Source organism: Streptomyces sp. NPDC037242 (assembly GCF_055604165.1).
This window is the reverse complement of the sequence record NZ_JBVJUY010000018.1, coordinates 17,516-34,704: the sequence shown is the minus strand read 5'-3', so window position 1 is coordinate 34,704 and position 17,189 is coordinate 17,516. Positions and strand designations below refer to the sequence as shown.

The following is a 17,189-nucleotide window of genomic DNA, read 5'->3' as shown; positions in this document are numbered from 1 at the left end:
TCTTGTCTTGTTCTTTCTTCCCCCCCTTGTTTCCTCCCCCCCCCTTCTTTTTCTCCCCCCCCCCCCCCCCCCCCCCCCCCCCCCCCCCCCCCCCCGACCGCTACGCCCCGAACGCCCGCGACACCGTATAGATCAGCAGGCCCGCCAGGGCGCCGACCACCGTGCCGTTGATGCGGATGAACTGGAGGTCCCGCCCGATGTGGGCCTCGATCTTCCGCGACGTGTGCTCGGCGTCCCAGCCCGCCACCGTGTCCGTGATCAGCGAGGTGATCTCGGTCCGGTAGGTGGTGACGACATAGACCACCGCGCCCTCGATCCAGCCCTCCACCTTGTCCTGGAGCCGGCCGTCGGTGGCCAGCCGCGCCCCCAGCGACATCAGCGAGGACCGCACGCGCAGCCGCAGCTCGCTGCGCTCGTCCTCCGCCGCCGAGATGATCATCGACCTGATCGCGGTCCAGGCGGAGGCGATCACGTCCTGCACCTCGCCCCGCTCCAGGATCTCCGACTTGAGCCGCTCCACCTTGGCGCGCGTCTCGGTGTCCGACTGGAGATCGGCCGCGAAGTCGGCGAGGAAACGGTCCACCGCCCCGCGCGCCGGGTGCTCCGGCATGTCCCGCATCTCCTGGAGGAAGCGGAGCAGTTCCTTGTACACGCGCTCGCCGACCTTGCGGTCCACGAACCGCGGGGTCCAGCCGGGCGCCCCGCCCTGCACCGCCGCCTCCACCGAGTCGGCGTGCGTGACCAGCCAGTCGTGCGCCCGCGCGCACACCAGGTCCACGACCCGCCGGTGCCCGCCGTCCGCGACGACCCGCTCCAGGGTCTTGCCGAGCCCCGGCGCGATCTCGGCGGTCTCGGCCCGCCGCGTGATCGCCTCCCCCACGACGGCCTGCACATCGGAGTCGCGCAGTACGGTCAGGGCCCCGCGCAGCGCCGTGGCCAGCTCGGCCGTGACCCGGTCGGCGTGCGCGGGCTCGGCCAGCCAGGCCCCGAGCCGGCCGCCGATGCCGAGCGCGTGCAGCCGCGCACGGACCACGTCCGCGGAGAGGAAGTTCTCCCCGACGAATTCGCCGAGGGTGACCCCGAGCTGGTCCTTCTTGGTCGGGATGATCGCGGTGTGCGGAATGGGCAGGCCGAGCGGGCGCCGGAAGAGCGCGGTGACGGCGAACCAGTCCGCGAGCGCGCCGACCATGCCCGCCTCGGCGGCGGCCGCCACATAGCCGGTCCAGCCGCCGGCGCCCCAGGCGTGCTGGGCGACCTTGGCCAGTACGTAGACCAGCGCCACCAGGACCAGCAGGCCGGTCGCGGTGGTCTTCATGCGGCGGACGCCGCGCTGCCGCTCCTCGTCGGCCGCGCTGAACACGAACCCGCCGCGTACGGGTGCCTGGGCCGCCACCGGCGGCGATGCCGGTGGCGCTGGTGGCGATTCGGCCGTGCTGCGGTTCTCCACGTGCTCCTGCCTTCCCCCGGGGGCGCCGGTTTTGTCTGCATAGCATCCGACTCCCGGGAGGCCCGCAGAGTTCCCGGCACGCCGTGTCGCGCCCCTACGGCCCGCCTACGGCCGTCACGCAACCCAGCCCGCCTACGACCCGTCCACGCCGCTCACGGCCCGTCCACGCCCCGCCCGCGCCGCGCTCACAGCTCCTTGCGCAACGACGGGCCCCCGCCGTCCAGCCCCTTGCGGGACTTCGGGGCCTTGACCTTGACCTCCACCCCGCCCCAGAAGGCGAAGCCCGTCACGACCACCCTCGGGGCCCCCGGCTGCCTGGGCCCCGTACCGTCGCTCTGGTCGAAGGCGCCCATGACGCCCACGCCCCGTACGTCGACCTCGACGCCCGGCGGCACCGTGATCTGGATGCCGCCCATGATCGCCACGCAGGTGATCACGACCTCCGGCTCCGCGAAGTTCGCCTCGCGCAGGTCGAGCTCGCCGCCGCCCCAGAACGCCACCGCGTTGAAGCGCGCGGGCACCGTCCAGTTGCCCTTGCGCTGGAAGCCCGACATGACCGCGACGGCCGTCGCGGACGTACCCGACCCCCCGATCCGGGCCGGCCAGGCGGGGTCGGACCCCGCGGGGCCCGCTGCCGGGGAGAACGGCGCGGCCGCCCCCGCCCCCGAAGGCGCCGGCAGGTCCCGCGTCAGCGGTTCCAGTTCCGCGTACGTACGGGACTTGTACGCCGCGTCCAGCCGCTCCTCGAATTCCTCCATGTCGAGCCGGCCCTCGGCGACGGCGTCCCGCAGACGCTCCACCACCCGGTCCCGGTCGGCATCCGACGCCCTCAGTTCCGGCAACGGCTTCTCCGGCCGCTCGTCACTCATGAGCACCAGCCTATGCAGTGATCCGGGCGAGTTGTATGACTTAGCCCTGACGCCGACCCCGGCTCGTCCCTGATTTCATCCCCTACCCGCGTACATCCGCGCGATCACGTCCTCGATGTCCGGCTCCCGCACCGACAGGTCCACCAGCGGGTAATCGGCCGCCACCGCCGCCACCAGCGGGGCCGCCGAGGCCTGCGCCGGGAAGGCCAGCCACTGCCGCGGCCCCTCCACCTGCACCACCCGCGCGCCCGCCACGCTGATCGGCGCCATCTCCCGCTCCAGGTCCACCACCAGCGTCCGCTCGCTCTCCCCCGCGCCGCCCGCCGCGTGCAGGCCGCCCAGGGGGCCGTCGTACATGAGCCGCCCGTGGTCGATCACCATCACGCGCTCGCACAGCTGCTCGATGTCCTGGAGGTCGTGCGTGGTCAGCAGCACCGTCGTGCCGAGCTCCTCGTTCAACTGCCGCAGGAAGCCCCGCACCTTCGCCTTGCTCACCACGTCGAGCCCGATCGTCGGCTCGTCCAGGTACAGCACGTCCGGGTCGTGCAGCAGCGCCGCCGCGATGTCCCCGCGCATCCGCTGCCCGAGCGAGAGCTGGCGTACCGGTACGTCCAGCAGCTCGGCCAGGTCGAGGCGCTCCACGCAGCGCTCCAGGTTCTCCTTGAACCGGGCCGGCGGCACCCGGTACATCCGCCGCATCAGCCCGTACGAGTCCTTCAGCGGCAGGTCCCACCACAGCGTCGTGCGCTGCCCGAAGACCACTCCGATCCGGTGCGCGAGCCGCATCCGCTCCCGCGACGGGTCGATGCCCGCGACGCGCAGCCGGCCGCCGCTGGGCGTCAGGATGCCGGTCAGCATCTTGATCGTGGTCGACTTCCCCGCGCCGTTGGGCCCGATGTAGCCGACCACCTCACCCCGCGCGACCTCGAAGCTGATCCCGTCCACGGCCCTGACCTGCCGTTTCTCCCTGCGCACCAGTCCCACCCGGCGCCGTACGTCGAAGACCTTCTCGACCCCGTCCAGCTCGATCAACGCCTCGGCCATCGCTCAGCTCCCCGTGCTTCGGTACGAACGGACTCCCGCGCGCCACGCCAGCGACGCGGGCAGGAACACGGCGAACGCCACCAGCGGGCTCGCGTACGCCAGCCACCCGGGCAGCCCCAGCGGGTCCGGGCGCCCCAGGAGGTACAGCGCGGGCAGCCAGTTGACGAAGGCCAGCGGCACGATGAAGGTCACCCCGCGCAGCAGGTCCTTCGCGAACACGGTCGGCGGGTACTCCAGCATCGTGCAGCCGCCGTAGGTGAAGGAGTTGACGACCTCCGCCGCATCGCCCGCGACGAACTGGAACGCCGCACCGGCCACCATCACCGCCCCGAAGATCCCCGCCCCGGCGATGACCATCACCGGCACCAGGACCAGCTTGCCGAGCGTCCAGTCCACCTCCCCGGACAGCGACCAGAGCGCCCAGCCCAGCACTCCCAGGCCCTGCCCGATCCGGCCGAGCCGGCGCAGCGCGAAGCGGTCCGCCGCGACCTGCGCAAGTACCGGGACCGGGCGGACCAGCATCGTGTCGAGCGAGCCGTCGCGGATCCGGGCGCCGATCCGGTCGGTATTGCCGAGCAGCAGGTCCGCCAGGCCCAGGGAGGCCGAGCAGGACCCGTAGAGGAGGGCGATCTCGGGCAGCGTGAAGCCGCCGAGCACGTCCACGTGGGAGAACATGATGTAGATCGCGGCGAAGTCGAGGAGGGTGATCGCCGCGTTCCCGAAGGTCGACAGGAAGAAGGACGTCCGGTACGTCATCGTCGACCGGATCCACATCGACACGATCAGCCCGTAGCCGCGCAGCCCCTCCACGGCCCGGTTCCGCTTCGGCCCGCCGAACGGGAGGGCGCCGGGCCGTACCCGGCCGGCGTCCACCAACGGCCGTGTCGTCTCGTCCGCCGTCGTGTCAGCCATCGGGTCCACCGTCGCGTCAGCCACCCTGGACCACCACCTTCCGCGTCGCCGCCGACTGCAGCAGCCGGCCCAGGCCCAGCAGTACGAGCGCCCACCCGGCCTGGAACCCCAGCGCCCGCAGCGCGCCCCCGGCCCCCGCGCCCATGCCCAGCAGCACGTCGATCGGCACCTGGAGCATCGCCGCCCACGGCAGGAGGCGTACGAACTCCCCGAAGCCGCCCGGGAACACGGTCAGCGGCAGCAGCATCCCGGAGAAGAAGATGGAGACGACGGTGGCCATCAGGTTGATCCCGGCACCGTCCATCAGCCAGAACGCCGCGAGCCCCAGCAGGTAGCGCAGCGCGAAGCTCACCACCACCGCCAGCACCACGGCCACCAGGAACAGCAGCCAGCGCAGCGGATCGGCGGGCAGCGCCAGCCGGAAGGCGAGCGCCCCCACCGCCATCGGGACCGCCCCGCGGGCCACCAGGTGGTAGGCCGCCCGGCCCAGGTCCCCGGCGAGCCACCACATCTGGAGGTCCACCGGCCGGTACAGGTCCACGGCGATGTCACCCGTACGGACCCGCTCCTGGAGCTCCTCCTGGAAGCCGCCGCCGATCAGCGCGGCGGCGGCGAGCAGCGCCTGGCTGACCCAGATGAAGGTCAGGGCCTGCGCCTGGTCGTAGCCGCCGAGCCCGGGCCGCTCGTCCCAGAGCGCGATGAACGTGTAGGCGAGGATGAAACCGAACACGGTGTTCGTGAACACCCCGGCCGCGGTGGCCATCCCGTACGTGGCGTACCGGCGGAATCCACCGGCCGCGACGGCCAGGTGGAGCCGTACTCTCCGACCCGCTCTCCAGTGCACCGTATCCCTCCGTTTCCCACGTCGTTCCTACGTCGGCCAAAGCGCGCGAGCTTAGTGCGGAGGGGCGAGCCACGGTATCGATTTATGCCCGTCCGGAGCGGAATGCGGCCATCGGGTAGACACCATGAGGTACAGATGTGGATATTTCGTACGGCGCCGAGGAGTACCGGAGATGAGCGACCAGTCACCACCCCCCGGCTGGACCCCTCGCGACCCGGACACCCCCGACGAACCGCGGGCCGCGCGGGCGGACCGGGTGGAAAACACGGAGCAGCCGACGCCGGGGCCCGAGGCCGGGCCCGGAACCGGGACCGAGGCCGCGACCGGCGAGACCGCAGCGACCGCCGAGACCGGGGCGGCGAAGGCCAGAACCAAGAAGGCCGGGCGGAAACGGTCCGGCTGGCGCCGCATCTTCCCCACCTGGCGCATGGTCCTGGGCGGAGTGCTGCTGCTCGCCCTGCTGCTGGGCGGCGCCCTCGTCGCCGGCTACCTGCTGGTCGACATCCCGCCCGCGAACGCCGCCGCCACCGCGCAGTCCAACGTCTACCTCTACTCCGACGGCTCCCAGATCGCCCGTGACGGCGAGGTCAACCGCGTCAACGTCCCGCTCTCGCAGATCCCGCGGACCGTCCAGGAGGCCGTACTGGCCGCCGAGGACCGGGACTTCTACTCCGAACGGGCGGTGGACCCCGCGGCGATGCTCCGCGCGGCCTGGAACACCGCGACCGGCAAGGGCACCCAGTCCGGCTCGACCATCACCCAGCAGTACGTCAAGAACTACTACCTGGGCCAGGAACAGACGATCAAGCGCAAGGTCAAGGAGTTCTTCATCGCGATCAAACTCGGTCGCGAGAAGTCGAAGAACTACATCCTTGAGGGCTACCTGAACACCAGCTACTTCGGCCGCAACGCCTACGGCATCCAGGCCGCCTCCCAGGCCTATTACGGCAAGGACGTCGGCAAACTCACCACCGCGGAAGGCGCTTACCTCGCCACCCTCCTCAACTCCCCGAGCGCCTTCGACGTAGTCGCCCACCCCCAGAGCCGCGCCCGCGCCCTCGGCCGCTGGAACTACGTGCTCGACGGCATGGTCAAGAAGAACTGGATGACCCCCGCCGAACGGACGGCCACCACCTTCCCCGAGCCCGGGAAGGTCCGCGGCGCCGCAGGGCTCTCCGGGCAGCGCGGCTACCTCGTCGAGGCCATCAAGGACTACATCGTCGAGAACAAGATCCTCGACGACAAGACCCTCGCCGAAGGCGGCTACCGCATCACCACGACCATCGACAAGCGCCGCCAGACCGCCATCGTCGACGCCGTCAACGACAAGGTGGTCAGCAAGCTCGACCCCGAGAAGCGCAAGGCGGACCGCGTCGTGCGGACCGGCGCTGTCTCCATCGACCCGGCCACCGGCAAGGTCGTCGCCATGTACGGCGGCATCGACTACACCAAGCAGTTCGTCAACAACGCCACCCGCCACGACTACCAGGTGGCCTCCACCTTCAAACCCTTCGTCTTCGCGGCCGCCGTGCAGAACAACTCCCGCACCCAGGACGGCCGCACGATCACCCCGTACACGATCTACAACGGCGACAACAAGCGCCGCGTCGTCGGCACCCGGATCCCCTACGCACCGGAGAACGAGGGGCAGGTCAGCTACGGGAACATCACCGTCAACACCGCCACCGACCTCTCCGTCAACGCCGTCTTCGCGCAGATGGTCGTCGACGTCGGCACCGAGAAGGTCAAGAAGACCGCCATCGACCTCGGCATCCCCGCGAGCACCCCGAACTTCGACGCGGGTCCCGCCATGGCGCTCGGCACCATGCAGGCCAGCGTCCTCGACATGACCCAGGCGTACGCGACCCTCGCCGCGCACGGCAAGCACACCCCGCACACCTTCCTGGAGAAGATCACCAAGGAGGGCGACACCGTCACCCTCCCGGACCGCAACACGAACCAGGCCGTCAGCCGCGAAGCCGCCGACACGACCACGTCCATGCTGGTCAGCGTCGTGGACAACGGCACCGGTACGGCCGCCCTCGCCGCCGGGCACCCCGCCGCGGGCAAGACGGGCACCGGGGAGCTCGACCGCTCGGCCTGGTTCGCGGCGTACACCCCGGACCTGGTCACGGTCGTCTCGATGATGGGCCAGGACCCGGACACCGGCGCCCTGGAGTCCCTGTACAACGCCCTCGGCGAGTCCCGTATCGGGGGCGGCGGCTACCCGGCCCGGGTCTGGGCGCAGTACACGAAGACGGCCCTGGAGGCCACCGACCCGGTCGACTTCGACCTCGAACTCATGCCGGGCGCGGACCGGCCCCCGCCGGTGGCCCCGAACACCCCTCAGCAGACCCCCGACGACGACTTCTCGGCCCCGCCGGTACGGCCGAGCCCCCCGACGGGCGGCCAGAACCAAGGCGGGCAGACCAACGGGGGCCAGACGCAGGGCGGGCAGACGCAGGGCGGCCAGACCAACGGGGGCCAGACCCAGGGCGGACAGACACAAGGCGGCCAGACCCAGGGCGGCCAGACCAACGGAGGCCAGACCACGGGGGGTCAGACCACCGGCGGTCAGACGACCGGAGGCCAGACCGACGGCGGCGCCACCACGGGAAACCTGGGCGGCGCCACCGAAGGCGTACGCCCCCGCCCCCCGGCGGACTACCTCGAATGACCCCGGTCAGTGACCGGAGGTCATCTTCAGCCCCACCACGGCGACCAGCAGCAGAGAGATGAAGAAGATCCGGGCGGCGGTGACGGGCTCACCCAGCACCACCATGCCGAGCACCGCCGCACCGGCCGCACCGATGCCGACCCACACGCCGTACGCCGTGCCGATGGGCAGGGTCTTGGCGGCGTAGGAGAGCAGCACCATGCTGGCGACGATGCCGGCGCCCGTGAACACACTGGGCCAGAGCCGGGTGAAGCCTTCGGTGAATTTCATACCGATCGACCAGCCGACTTCGATCAGGCCGGCGACGATGAGAAGAACCCAGGCCATGACAGGCACCTCCGGGACGAGAGCGAACGGGGGTGCGTCGTCTTTGCGTCCAGCTACCCGGTACGGCGCGTCTCGTCGGGGGTTCCCCTCCACCCTAGCAAAGAACGGGCAAAGCGCGCCAAAAAGGGCCGGTGACAGTGGTCACCGGCCCTTCTCGCACAAGAATCAGAGGCGCAGGGGGAACTCAGAGATAGAGCCCGGTGGAGTCCTTCGACCCCTCCAGCCGCTCGGCGGCCACCGCGTGCAGGTCCCGCTCGCGCATCAGTACGTACGTCGCCCCGCGCACCTCCACCTCGGCCCGGTCCTCGGGGTCGTACAGCACCCGGTCGCCCGGCTCCACACTGCGCACGTTCTGCCCGACCGCGACCACCTCGGCCCAGGCCAGCCGCTTGCCCACCGCGGCCGTCGCCGGGATCAGGATGCCGCCGCCCGAGCGCCGCTCGCCCTCGGGCGAGTCGGACTTCACGAGCACGCGGTCGTGCAGCATGCGGATGGGGAGCTTGTCGTGCGTGGTGGTGTTGGTGGTGTCGTCGCTCACGCCCCGAACCTACCTCAGCGCTTGCGCCGCGCCGACAGCACGAGCAGCCCGAGCACACCCACCGCGACCAGCGCGACCGGGACGATCCGCTCGACGCGCGGGGCCCCGTCCTCGTGCCGCAGCCCGTCCCGCACGTCCGTCACCAGACGGTTCACGGCCACCACGGCGCGCCCGGCGGTGTGGTCCACGACGCCGACGGCCCTGGCCTTGGCATCCCCGATGATCGTCTTCGGGTGCATGCGCACGCCGATCTCATCGAGCGTCTCGGCGAGCTGCTCGCGCCTGCGGACGATGTCCGCCTCGATCTGTGCGGGGGTCCTGGCTTCCGGCACCGCGCTGCCTCCGTCGTCATGGTCGTGCTCGTATGTGAACAGGCTGTCAGCTTAGTCTCGTGGCATAACGATGCCCTCCCGAGGAGACTGTTGAGATGAGCGAGCGACTGCAGCCCGGCGACACCGCCCCGGCCTTCACCCTGCCCGACGCGGACGGCAACGAGGTCTCGCTCGCCGACCACAAGGGCCGCAAGGTGATCGTGTACTTCTACCCGACCGCCCTGACCCCCGGCTGCACCAAGCAGGCCTGCGACTTCACGGACAACCTCGCCGTCCTGGCCACGGCCGGCTACGACGTCATCGGCGTCTCCCCGGACAAGCCGGAGAAGCTCGCAAAGTTCCGCGAGAAGGAGCACCTGAAGGTCACGCTGGTCAGCGACCCGGAGAAGGAGACCCTGACGGCCTACGGCGCGTACGGCGAGAAGAAGCTGTACGGCAAGACGGTCACCGGCGTCATCCGCTCCACGATCATCGTGGACGAGGAGGGCAAGGTCGAGCGCGCCCTCTACAACGTGAAGGCCACGGGCCACGTAGCCAAGATCATCAAGGACCTGGGCATCTGACCCCGCGCCTCCCTGAACGCAGTGGCCCGCACCCACCCGGTGCGGGCCACTGCGCTTGTCGGACGAAACCGGCCGTATCCGTCCGACCGTCGCCCCGTTACTCCGTACGAGAGCCGCATGCGCGGCCGGAACGCCGGGGTGGACCCGAAGGGAGAATCCCCGACCCCTGTGCCCCAACTGCCATACGACGGCCCAGACCTGATGCCGGGGAGGTCGGCGCAGGCCAGTCGCCGACCGGAACGGGGTCGCCGTACACTGGGCGCGGCAAGCCGGACTGGATGTCTAAATTGCCCAACATGTCGCGGTCGTGGCGAAATAGGCGATACGCGCTGGGTTTAGGTCCCAGTGGGGTAACACCCGTGGGGGTTCGAGTCCCCCCGACCGCACACAGGCCGAAGGCCCCGTACGCAGCTATCGCGTACGGGGCCTTCGGTGTTCCGGCTCAGGCCAACAGGGCGCGGACGAAGGGGACCAGGGCGCGGAAGGCCTGGCCGCGGTGGGAGATGGCGTTCTTCTCCGCGGCCGACAGCTGCGCGCAGGTGCGGGACTCGCCCAGGGGCTGGAGGATCGGGTCGTAGCCGAAGCCGCCCGTGCCGACCGGGGTGTGGCGCAGGGTGCCCAGGAGGCGCCCCTCGACGACGCGTTCGGTGCCGTCCGGGAGGGCCAGGGCCGCCGCGCAGGCGAAGTGGGCGCCGCGGTTCTCGTCGTCGATGTCGCCGAGCTGGGCCAGGAGGAGGGCGAGGTTGGCCGCGTCGTCTCCGTGCCTGCCGGCCCAGCGGGCCGAGAAGATGCCGGGGGCGCCGTTCAGGACGTCCACGCAGAGGCCGGAGTCGTCGGCGACCGCCGGCAGGCCCGTGGCCTTGGCCAGGGCGTGGGCCTTGAGGAGGGCGTTCTCGGCGAAGGTGACGCCGGTTTCCTTGACGTCCGGGATCTCCGGGTACGCGTCCGCGCCGACCAGCACGTGCGGCAGGCCGGCGTCGGACAGGATGGCGTGGAGTTCGGCGATCTTGCCCGGGTTGCGGGTGGCCAGGATCAGGCGGTGGGGCGTGGAGGTCATGCCCGCCATTATTCCGGCCGCCGCCGGCGGATCAGTTCGGCGTGCAGACCATCGAGATCTCCTTGGCCGCGTCGCCGACGGGCGTGACGTCCGGTACCGAGTTGCCGGACTCGATCGACGTACGGACGTTCTTGACGGCCGTGTTCATGGACTCGATGGCCTTCTTCAGGTCGGCGTTGTCCGCCTGGTCGCCGACCTTCCTGAGGTTCGCGTCGATCTGGTCGAGCGCGTTCTTGGCGTCCTGCGGGCTGTTGCCGGCCTGCGAGACGGCCTTCTGGAGGTCGTTCGCGCTGTCCGCGATGGCCACCGCCGTGTTCGCGCAGTCCATTGCCGTCGAGATCGCGTCGCAGGAGGTGATCGCCGGGACGGCGAGCGCGGCCGCCAGTGCCACGGCGGCTATGCGGAGCTTCGGATTCTGCTTCTGCTTCACTTCGGGTCTCCCCCGCTCTGGTACATGGACGGGCGCACGGTTGTGACACCGTGCGCCCGTACTCGCGTAGACGCCGGGGCGGACCCGGCGGTTGCCGTGGAGCCTAGAGCCGTGGAGGCTACAGCTCCAGGGCGCCCAGCTGGATGGCCTCCAGGTCGGCGCAGCCGCCGGCGGCCAGGTCGAGCAGGGCGTTGAGCTCCTTGCGGTCGAAGGGCTCGCCCTCGGCGGTGCCCTGGACCTCGACGAAGCGGCCGTCGCCGGTGCAGACCACGTTCATGTCGGTCTCGGCCCGCACGTCCTCCTCGTAGCAGAGGTCGAGCAGCGGGACGCCGTCCACGATGCCGACGCTGACGGCGGCGACGGTGCCGGTCAGCGGCTTGCGGCCGGCCTTGATGAGCTTCTTCTGCTGGCCCCAGGCGATGGCGTCGGCGAGGGCGACGTACGCGCCGGTGATGGCCGCGGTGCGGGTGCCGCCGTCGGCCTGGAGGACGTCGCAGTCCAGGACGATGGTGTTCTCGCCGAGGGCCTTGTAGTCGATCACCGCGCGCAGCGAGCGGCCGATGAGGCGGGAGATCTCGTGGGTGCGGCCGCCGATCTTGCCGCGTACGGATTCGCGGTCGCCGCGGGTGTTGGTGGAGCGGGGCAGCATCGAGTATTCGGAGGTGACCCAGCCTTCGCCGCTGCCCTTGCGCCAGCGCGGGACGCCTTCGGTGAAGGAGGCGGTGCAGAAGACCTTGGTGTCTCCGAAGGAGATGAGGACGGAGCCCTCGGCGTGCTTGCTCCATCCGCGTTCGATGGTGACCGGGCGGAGCTGTTCGGGCGTACGGCCGTCGATGCGAGACATGGCTCCGAGCCTAGTCGGTGCCGGGGTACGGGAAGACCCCGTCCGGGTGCGTCCGGTACGGGGTCTTGTCGTACAGCCGTATGAGGCCGTGGGGTGGGTCTGAGCCGGGGGGCTCAGATCACATCATGTCCTCGATGTCGGCGGCGATCGGGTCGGCGTCGGTGCCGATGACGACCTGGATGGCGGTGCCCATCTTGACGACGCCGTGGGCGCCGGCGGCCTTCAGGGCGGCCTCGTCGACCTTGCTCGGGTCGATGACCTCGGTGCGCAGGCGCGTGATGCAGCCCTCGACCTCTTCGATGTTCTCGATACCGCCGAGCCCGGCGACGATCTTCTCAGCCTTGGTGGCCATCTGTGTCTCCCTGAGTGTTACGAAGAACGAGTCTCGGCGGCCGTAACCCGCATCGTCCGCTTTGTCACGGTAACTCACGGTTGGCCTACCTACGCGAGCGCATGCCCGGTAGCTGCCGAATGATGACCATCAGCAGCAACCTGCCCACAACTGGTCTACACCAGTGTGCCGCAAGTGTCGCAACCGCCAAAAACGGGCCGGTCAGGGAGGACGCCGATGAGCGCGAGCAGCGCCGCAGCAGTGCCACAGCAGAAGTGGTGGAACGGCCTGTTCCAAGGGCTGCAGAAGATGGGGCGGAGTCTGCAACTGCCGATCGCCGTGCTGCCGGCGGCGGGCATCCTCAACCGGCTCGGCCAGGACGACGTCTTCGGCAAGGACCGCCTGAACTGGGTGAACGTCGCCAACGTCATGAAGGGCGCCGGCGGCGCCCTGCTCGACGCCGACCTCGGCCTGCCCCTGCTGTTCTGCATCGGCGTCGCCATCGGCATGGCGAAGAAGGCCGACGGCTCGACGGCGCTGGCGGCGGTCGCCGGCTTCCTGGTCTACCGGGGCGTGCTGCACGCCTTCCCCAAGGACTGCCCCGCGGGGACCAAGGACATCGGCGGCGGCTGCCTGGGAGAGGGGGACGCCTTCGCCGGGTACGCGTACCAGAACCCGGGGGTGTTCGGCGGCATCGTCATGGGCCTGCTGGCCGCCTGGTTCTGGCAGCGCTACCACCGGGTCAAGCTGGTCGACTGGCTCGGCTTCTTCAACGGCCGCCGGCTCGTCCCCATCATCATGTCCTTCGTCGCGATCGCCTTCGCCGCGCTCTGCCTGTGGATCTGGCCGCCGATCGGCGATGCGCTGGAGAGCTTCTCCGACTGGCTGGTGGGGCTGGGCGCCTGGGGCGCCGGCATCTTCGGCGTCGCCAACCGCGCGCTGCTGGTGATCGGCCTGCACCAGTTCCTGAACGTGCCGGTGTGGTTCCAGTTCGGCAGCTACACCAAGCCGGACGGGCAGACCGTGCACGGCGACATCAGCATGTTCCTCAACGGCGACCCGAACGCCGGGCAGTTCCTCTCCGGCTTCTTCCCGATCATGATGTTCGCCCTCCCGGCGGCCGCGCTGGCGATCACGCACTGCGCCAAGCCGCAGCGCCGCAAGGAGGTCGGCGGCCTGATGCTGTCGGTCGGCCTGACCTCCTTCGTCACGGGCATCACCGAGCCGCTGGAGTACTCGTTCCTCTTCGTGGCGCCGCTGCTGTACGCGATCCACGCGGTGCTGACGGGCGTGTCGATGGCGGTGACGTGGGCGCTCGGGGTGAAGGACGGTTTCAGCTTCTCGGCGGGCCTGATCGACTACCTCATCAACTGGAGCCTGGCCACCAAGCCCTGGCTGATCATCCCGATCGGGCTGTGCTTCGCGGTCGTCTACTACGCGGTCTTCCGCTTCGCGATCACCAAGTTCGACATCCCGACCCCCGGTCGTGAGTCGGACGAGGAGATCGCGGCGATGGAGGCGGAGAACACGAAGGCCTAGCCGCGCACCGCCAGGCACTGCCCGGCGCCGCCCGGCCCACCGAATCCGTACAAACACCCCCCGGACCCATGGAGTCCGGGGGGTGTTTGCCATGAATGTCCCCGTGTGTCCTCCACCACGAAATTCATGGGTTCCTTACGTCGACCTCACCGTGCTACAACTGGTCTACACCACTTAGTGGTGTAGACCACGCGGGCTTGTCCGGCCCCGGGTCCCCCCGTTTCTAAGACGTCGCCATCCCCCTTTTCCTTGTCCCCTGGCGGCGCCTTGCCCACTGGAGGAACCACATGTCCACAGCGACCGCTGCGGAAACGAAGAAGGGCGCTGGCGTGATGGCCGTCATGCAGCGCATCGGCCGGAGCCTCATGCTCCCCGTGGCCGTGCTGCCTGCCGGCGCGCTCCTGCTCCGCCTGGGCGCCGACGACATGCTCGGCGACAAGGACGTCTTCCCGACGTTCGTCCTCAAGATCGCCGGTTACATGGCCGCCGGTGGTGGCGCGATCCTCGACAACATGGCGCTGCTGTTCGCCGTCGGCATCGCGATCGGCTTCGCCAAGAAGTCGGACGGTTCGACCGCCCTCGCGGCCGTCACCGGTTACCTGGTCTTCCAGAAGGTGCTCGCCACCTTCACCGACAGCAACCTCCCGAAGGTCGCCAAGGTCGTCGGCGGCAAGATCGTCAACGTGGACGCCCCGGTCAACGCCGGTGTGCTCGGCGGTGTCGTGATGGGCATCATCACCGCCCTGCTGTACCAGAAGTTCTACCGGACCAAGCTGCCGGACTGGGCGGGCTTCTTCGGCGGCCGCCGCCTCGTCCCGATCCTCTCGGCCCTCGCGGGTCTGGTCACCGGCATCGTCTTCGGCCTCATCTGGCCGGTCCTCGGCACGGGTCTGCACAACTTCGGTGAGTGGCTGACCGGTTCCGGCGCCGTCGGCGCGGGCATCTTCGGTGTCGCCAACCGCGCGCTGATCCCGATCGGCATGCACCACCTGCTGAACTCCTTCCCGTGGTTCCAGGCCGGCTCCTTCGACACCCCGACCGGCGCCGTCCACGGTGACATCGGCCGCTTCCTCGCCGGTGACCCGAGCGCCGGACAGTTCATGACCGGCTTCTTCCCGATCATGATGTTCGCCCTCCCGGCCGCCTGCCTCGCGATCGTCCACTGCGCCCGCCCCGAGCGCCGCAAGGTCGTCGGCGGCATGATGTTCTCCCTCGCGGCCACCGCGTTCGTCACCGGTGTGACCGAGCCGATCGAGTTCACCTTCATGTTCATCGCCCCGGTGCTCTACGCGATCCACGCGGTCCTGACCGGTGTCTCCCTGGCGCTGACCTGGGCGCTCGGGATGCGCGACGGCTTCGGCTTCTCCGCCGGCGCGGTCGACTTCCTGCTGAACCTGGGCATCGCGAACAACCCGTGGGGCCTGGCCGGCATCGGCCTGTGCTTCGCGGTCGTCTACTACTTCGTCTTCCGCTTCGCGATCACCAAGTGGAACCTCCCCACCCCGGGCCGCGAGTCCGACGAGGAGCTCGCCGAGCTGCTCAAGGCCGAGGCCAAGTAGTCCCGGTCGTACCTACGCCGAAGCCCCCGCTCTCCCGGACAGGGAGGGCGGGGGCTTCGGCGTAGGCGATTCGGTTCAGACCTCGTAGACGGCGCCCGCGTACGCGAGGTCGACCGGGCCGTCGTAGACCGCGCGGGCGTCGGCGAGGTTCTGCTCGGCGTCGGTCCACGGCGGGATGTGGGTCAGGACCAGCCGGCCGACCCGGCCCCCGCGGGCGTACTCCCCGGCCTCGCGGCCGTTGAGGTGGAGGTCGGGGATGTCCTCCTTGCCGTGCGTGAAGGAGGCCTCGCACAGGAAGAGGTCGGTGCCCTCGGCGAGCAGCCCCAGCTCGGGGCAGACCCCTGTGTCGCCGGAGTACGTGAGCGAGCGGCCGCCGTGCTCGATGCGGATCCCGTAGGCCTCGACCGGGTGGCACACCTTCTCGGTGCGGACCTGGAACGGGCCGATCTCGAAGCTGCCGGACTTCAGGTTCCGGAAGTCGAAGACCTCGCTCATGGAGCGCTCGTCGGGGACGTCCTCGTACGCGGTGGTCAGGCGCTTCTCGGTGCCTTCCGGGCCGTAGACGGGGATCGTGCCGCAGCGGCCGCCCTCGTGGCGGTAGAAGCGGGCGACGAAGTAGGCGCACATGTCGATGCAGTGGTCGGCGTGCAGGTGGCTCAGGAAGATCGCGTCGAGGTCGTACAGGCCGCAGTGGCGCTGGAGCTCGCCGAGGGCGCCGTTGCCCATGTCGAGGAGCAGCCGGAAGCCGTCGGCCTCGACGAGGTAGCTCGAACAGGCCGATTCCGCGGACGGGAACGAACCCGAGCAGCCGACGACGGTGAGCTTCATGGAGCGTGAACCTCCGTGGACGGTCCGTGGACGGAATGCGGGCCGTGCGTGGGTCGAGCGTAAGGCGCGAAACCTCCGGTCGCTCCTCCGCGGCGGTCCGTTGTGGGGGGAATCACCTGTCCTGTCACCCGGGGGAGCGACGCCCCGGAGGCGGGTTGCCGCGCCGCGGTGTCCGGGCACGGCTACGGTCGGAGTATGGACACGTCCTGGTGGCCGGCGGTCGCCGCGGTGGTGGCCGTGGCACTGCTGGTGCTGCTCCCGCAGCGGCTCCGGGGCGTGCGGCGGACCCAAGTGCCGCCGCACCGGCCCGGTCCGCCGCCGAGGCCGGGGGCGGGAGAGCTGTGGGCGCTGGCGGACGGTCGGCCGTGCCTGGTGCTGGGGGTACGGGCGCACCGGGCGCGGGTCGCGTGGATCACCGGGAAGTACGACGACCGGCGGGCCGGGGTGATCCCGCTGCCGCCGGGGACGGTCGGGGCGCAGGGCCGGGCGAGTTTCCTGGAGGCGGACCGGGTGGCGGAGGTGTCGGTGTGGGAGTTCCGCGACAGGCTGGGGACCCTGGACCCGGCGTTGTGGGACGAGGTCCGCGGACTGGGAGGTTCCGGATGATCCGGTTGCGGCGCGTCTACGATCCCCCCGAGCCGGGGGCGGACGGCGTACGGGTGCTCGTGGACCGGCTGTGGCCGCGCGGGCTGTCGAAGGAGGCGGCCGGGGTGGACCAGTGGCCGAAGGCGGTGACCCCGTCGGCGGAGCTGCGGAAGTGGTTCCACGGGGGCGGCTCCCCCGGGGAGTTCCGGGAGCGCTACGAGGCGGAGCTGGCGGAGCCGGAGGCGGTGGCCGAGCTGGCGCGGCTGCGGGGGCTGGCCGAGGGGGGCCCGCTCACCCTCCTGACGGCGGTCAAGGACCCGGCCTCCAGTCACGCGGCGGTGCTGGCGGAGCTGCTGGGCGCGCCCTCCTGAGACGTGCCGGGGGGGGGGGGGGGGGGGGGGGGGGGGGTCGGGGGGGGGGGGGGGGCGGGGGGGGGGGGGGGGGGGGGGGGGGGGGGGGGATG

General features: G+C 70.6%; 19 protein-coding genes, 1 tRNA gene and 1 riboswitch. Of the genes, 7 read left to right on the top strand and 13 right to left on the bottom strand.

From position 1 onward, the window contains the following. Positions 1–100 precede the first annotated feature (100 nt). The 5 genes from ACZ7GJ_RS21860 to ACZ7GJ_RS21840 form a co-directional block, all read right to left on the bottom strand. Positions 101–1,315 (bottom strand): DUF445 domain-containing protein, encoded by a 1,215-nt coding sequence (locus ACZ7GJ_RS21860; RefSeq protein WP_470754081.1) that lies wholly within the window; start codon positions 1,313–1,315, stop codon positions 101–103. A 317-nt stretch (positions 1,316–1,632) separates the two neighbouring features. Continuing rightward, positions 1,633–2,316: a DUF1707 SHOCT-like domain-containing protein gene (locus tag ACZ7GJ_RS21855; RefSeq protein WP_470753906.1), complete on the bottom strand. Its 684-nt coding sequence runs from the start codon at positions 2,314–2,316 to the stop codon at positions 1,633–1,635. 75 nt (positions 2,317–2,391) lie between these two features. After that, a complete protein-coding gene (locus tag ACZ7GJ_RS21850; RefSeq protein WP_470753903.1) occupies positions 2,392–3,360 on the bottom strand; it encodes an ABC transporter ATP-binding protein in 969 nt (322 codons plus the stop codon). 3 nt (positions 3,361–3,363) lie between these two features. After that, on the bottom strand, positions 3,364–4,272 hold the full coding sequence (locus ACZ7GJ_RS21845; protein ID WP_470753900.1) for an ABC transporter permease: 909 nt from the start codon (positions 4,270–4,272) through the stop codon (positions 3,364–3,366). 16 nt (positions 4,273–4,288) lie between these two features. Next, positions 4,289–5,035, bottom strand: a complete 747-nt coding sequence (locus ACZ7GJ_RS21840) for an ABC transporter permease (RefSeq protein WP_470753899.1) — start codon at positions 5,033–5,035, stop codon at positions 4,289–4,291. Positions 5,036–5,288: 253 nt separating this feature from the next. Here ACZ7GJ_RS21840 and ACZ7GJ_RS21835 point away from each other — a divergent pair, with 253 nt between their 5' ends. Further along, complete coding sequence (locus ACZ7GJ_RS21835) at positions 5,289–7,793, top strand: transglycosylase domain-containing protein (protein ID WP_470753896.1); 2,505 nt, start codon at positions 5,289–5,291, stop codon at positions 7,791–7,793. A gap of 6 nt (positions 7,794–7,799) precedes the next feature. Here the strand turns inward: ACZ7GJ_RS21835 and ACZ7GJ_RS21830 are convergent, their stop codons facing one another. From ACZ7GJ_RS21830 to ACZ7GJ_RS21820, 3 genes are all read right to left on the bottom strand, one after another. Then, positions 7,800–8,120 (bottom strand): DMT family transporter, encoded by a 321-nt coding sequence (locus ACZ7GJ_RS21830; protein ID WP_470753893.1) that lies wholly within the window; start codon positions 8,118–8,120, stop codon positions 7,800–7,802. 31 nt (positions 8,121–8,151) lie between these two features. After that, a riboswitch (guanidine-III (ykkC-III) riboswitch) is annotated at positions 8,152–8,213 on the bottom strand. 91 nt (positions 8,214–8,304) lie between these two features. Then, positions 8,305–8,607, bottom strand: a complete 303-nt coding sequence (locus ACZ7GJ_RS21825; protein WP_048475576.1) for a GroES family chaperonin — start codon at positions 8,605–8,607, stop codon at positions 8,305–8,307. A 65-nt stretch (positions 8,608–8,672) separates the two neighbouring features. Further along, on the bottom strand, positions 8,673–8,990 hold the full coding sequence (locus tag ACZ7GJ_RS21820) for a DUF3618 domain-containing protein (RefSeq protein WP_365921675.1): 318 nt from the start codon (positions 8,988–8,990) through the stop codon (positions 8,673–8,675). 95 nt (positions 8,991–9,085) lie between these two features. On the opposite strand from ACZ7GJ_RS21820, the gene bcp reads away from it, so the two are divergent. Both bcp and ACZ7GJ_RS21810 read left to right on the top strand, forming a co-directional pair. After that, entirely contained in the window at positions 9,086–9,553 is a 468-nt protein-coding gene (gene bcp / locus ACZ7GJ_RS21815) for a thioredoxin-dependent thiol peroxidase (RefSeq protein ID WP_470753888.1), read from the top strand. A gap of 301 nt (positions 9,554–9,854) precedes the next feature. Next, a tRNA-Leu gene (locus ACZ7GJ_RS21810) sits at positions 9,855–9,939 on the top strand. Between the two features lie 56 nt (positions 9,940–9,995). On the opposite strand, the gene rdgB is transcribed toward ACZ7GJ_RS21810, so the two are convergent. The 4 genes from rdgB to ACZ7GJ_RS21790 form a co-directional block, all read right to left on the bottom strand. After that, positions 9,996–10,610: an RdgB/HAM1 family non-canonical purine NTP pyrophosphatase gene (rdgB, locus tag ACZ7GJ_RS21805; protein WP_470753886.1), complete on the bottom strand. Its 615-nt coding sequence runs from the start codon at positions 10,608–10,610 to the stop codon at positions 9,996–9,998. 31 nt (positions 10,611–10,641) lie between these two features. Beyond that, the gene (locus ACZ7GJ_RS21800; RefSeq protein WP_470753884.1) at positions 10,642–11,040 is read right to left on the bottom strand and encodes a hypothetical protein; all 399 of its coding nucleotides are present in this window, start codon (positions 11,038–11,040) and stop codon (positions 10,642–10,644) included. Positions 11,041–11,158: 118 nt separating this feature from the next. After that, positions 11,159–11,884, bottom strand: a complete 726-nt coding sequence (gene rph / locus ACZ7GJ_RS21795) for a ribonuclease PH (protein ID WP_365921667.1) — start codon at positions 11,882–11,884, stop codon at positions 11,159–11,161. Between the two features lie 118 nt (positions 11,885–12,002). Beyond that, positions 12,003–12,314, bottom strand: coding sequence for a PTS sugar transporter subunit IIB (locus ACZ7GJ_RS21790; protein WP_365921665.1), 312 nt, complete (start codon positions 12,312–12,314; stop codon positions 12,003–12,005). A gap of 138 nt (positions 12,315–12,452) precedes the next feature. Here ACZ7GJ_RS21790 and ACZ7GJ_RS21785 point away from each other — a divergent pair, with 138 nt between their 5' ends. Beyond that, positions 12,453–13,754, top strand: coding sequence for a PTS transporter subunit EIIC (locus tag ACZ7GJ_RS21785; RefSeq protein WP_470753882.1), 1,302 nt, complete (start codon positions 12,453–12,455; stop codon positions 13,752–13,754). Positions 13,755–14,041: 287 nt separating this feature from the next. After that, positions 14,042–15,313: a PTS transporter subunit EIIC gene (locus tag ACZ7GJ_RS21780; protein WP_470753881.1), complete on the top strand. Its 1,272-nt coding sequence runs from the start codon at positions 14,042–14,044 to the stop codon at positions 15,311–15,313. A 75-nt stretch (positions 15,314–15,388) separates the two neighbouring features. On the opposite strand, the gene ACZ7GJ_RS21775 is transcribed toward ACZ7GJ_RS21780, so the two are convergent. Beyond that, the gene (locus tag ACZ7GJ_RS21775; RefSeq protein WP_365921659.1) at positions 15,389–16,141 is read right to left on the bottom strand and encodes an MBL fold metallo-hydrolase; all 753 of its coding nucleotides are present in this window, start codon (positions 16,139–16,141) and stop codon (positions 15,389–15,391) included. A 195-nt stretch (positions 16,142–16,336) separates the two neighbouring features. On the opposite strand from ACZ7GJ_RS21775, the gene ACZ7GJ_RS21770 reads away from it, so the two are divergent. Both ACZ7GJ_RS21770 and ACZ7GJ_RS21765 read left to right on the top strand, forming a co-directional pair. Beyond that, complete coding sequence (locus tag ACZ7GJ_RS21770) at positions 16,337–16,747, top strand: hypothetical protein (protein ID WP_470753879.1); 411 nt, start codon at positions 16,337–16,339, stop codon at positions 16,745–16,747. Then, positions 16,744–17,097 (top strand): DUF488 domain-containing protein, encoded by a 354-nt coding sequence (locus ACZ7GJ_RS21765; RefSeq protein WP_470753877.1) that lies wholly within the window; start codon positions 16,744–16,746, stop codon positions 17,095–17,097. Before ACZ7GJ_RS21770 ends, ACZ7GJ_RS21765 begins: the two co-directional genes overlap by 4 nt. The last annotated feature ends 92 nt before the right edge of the window (positions 17,098–17,189 follow it).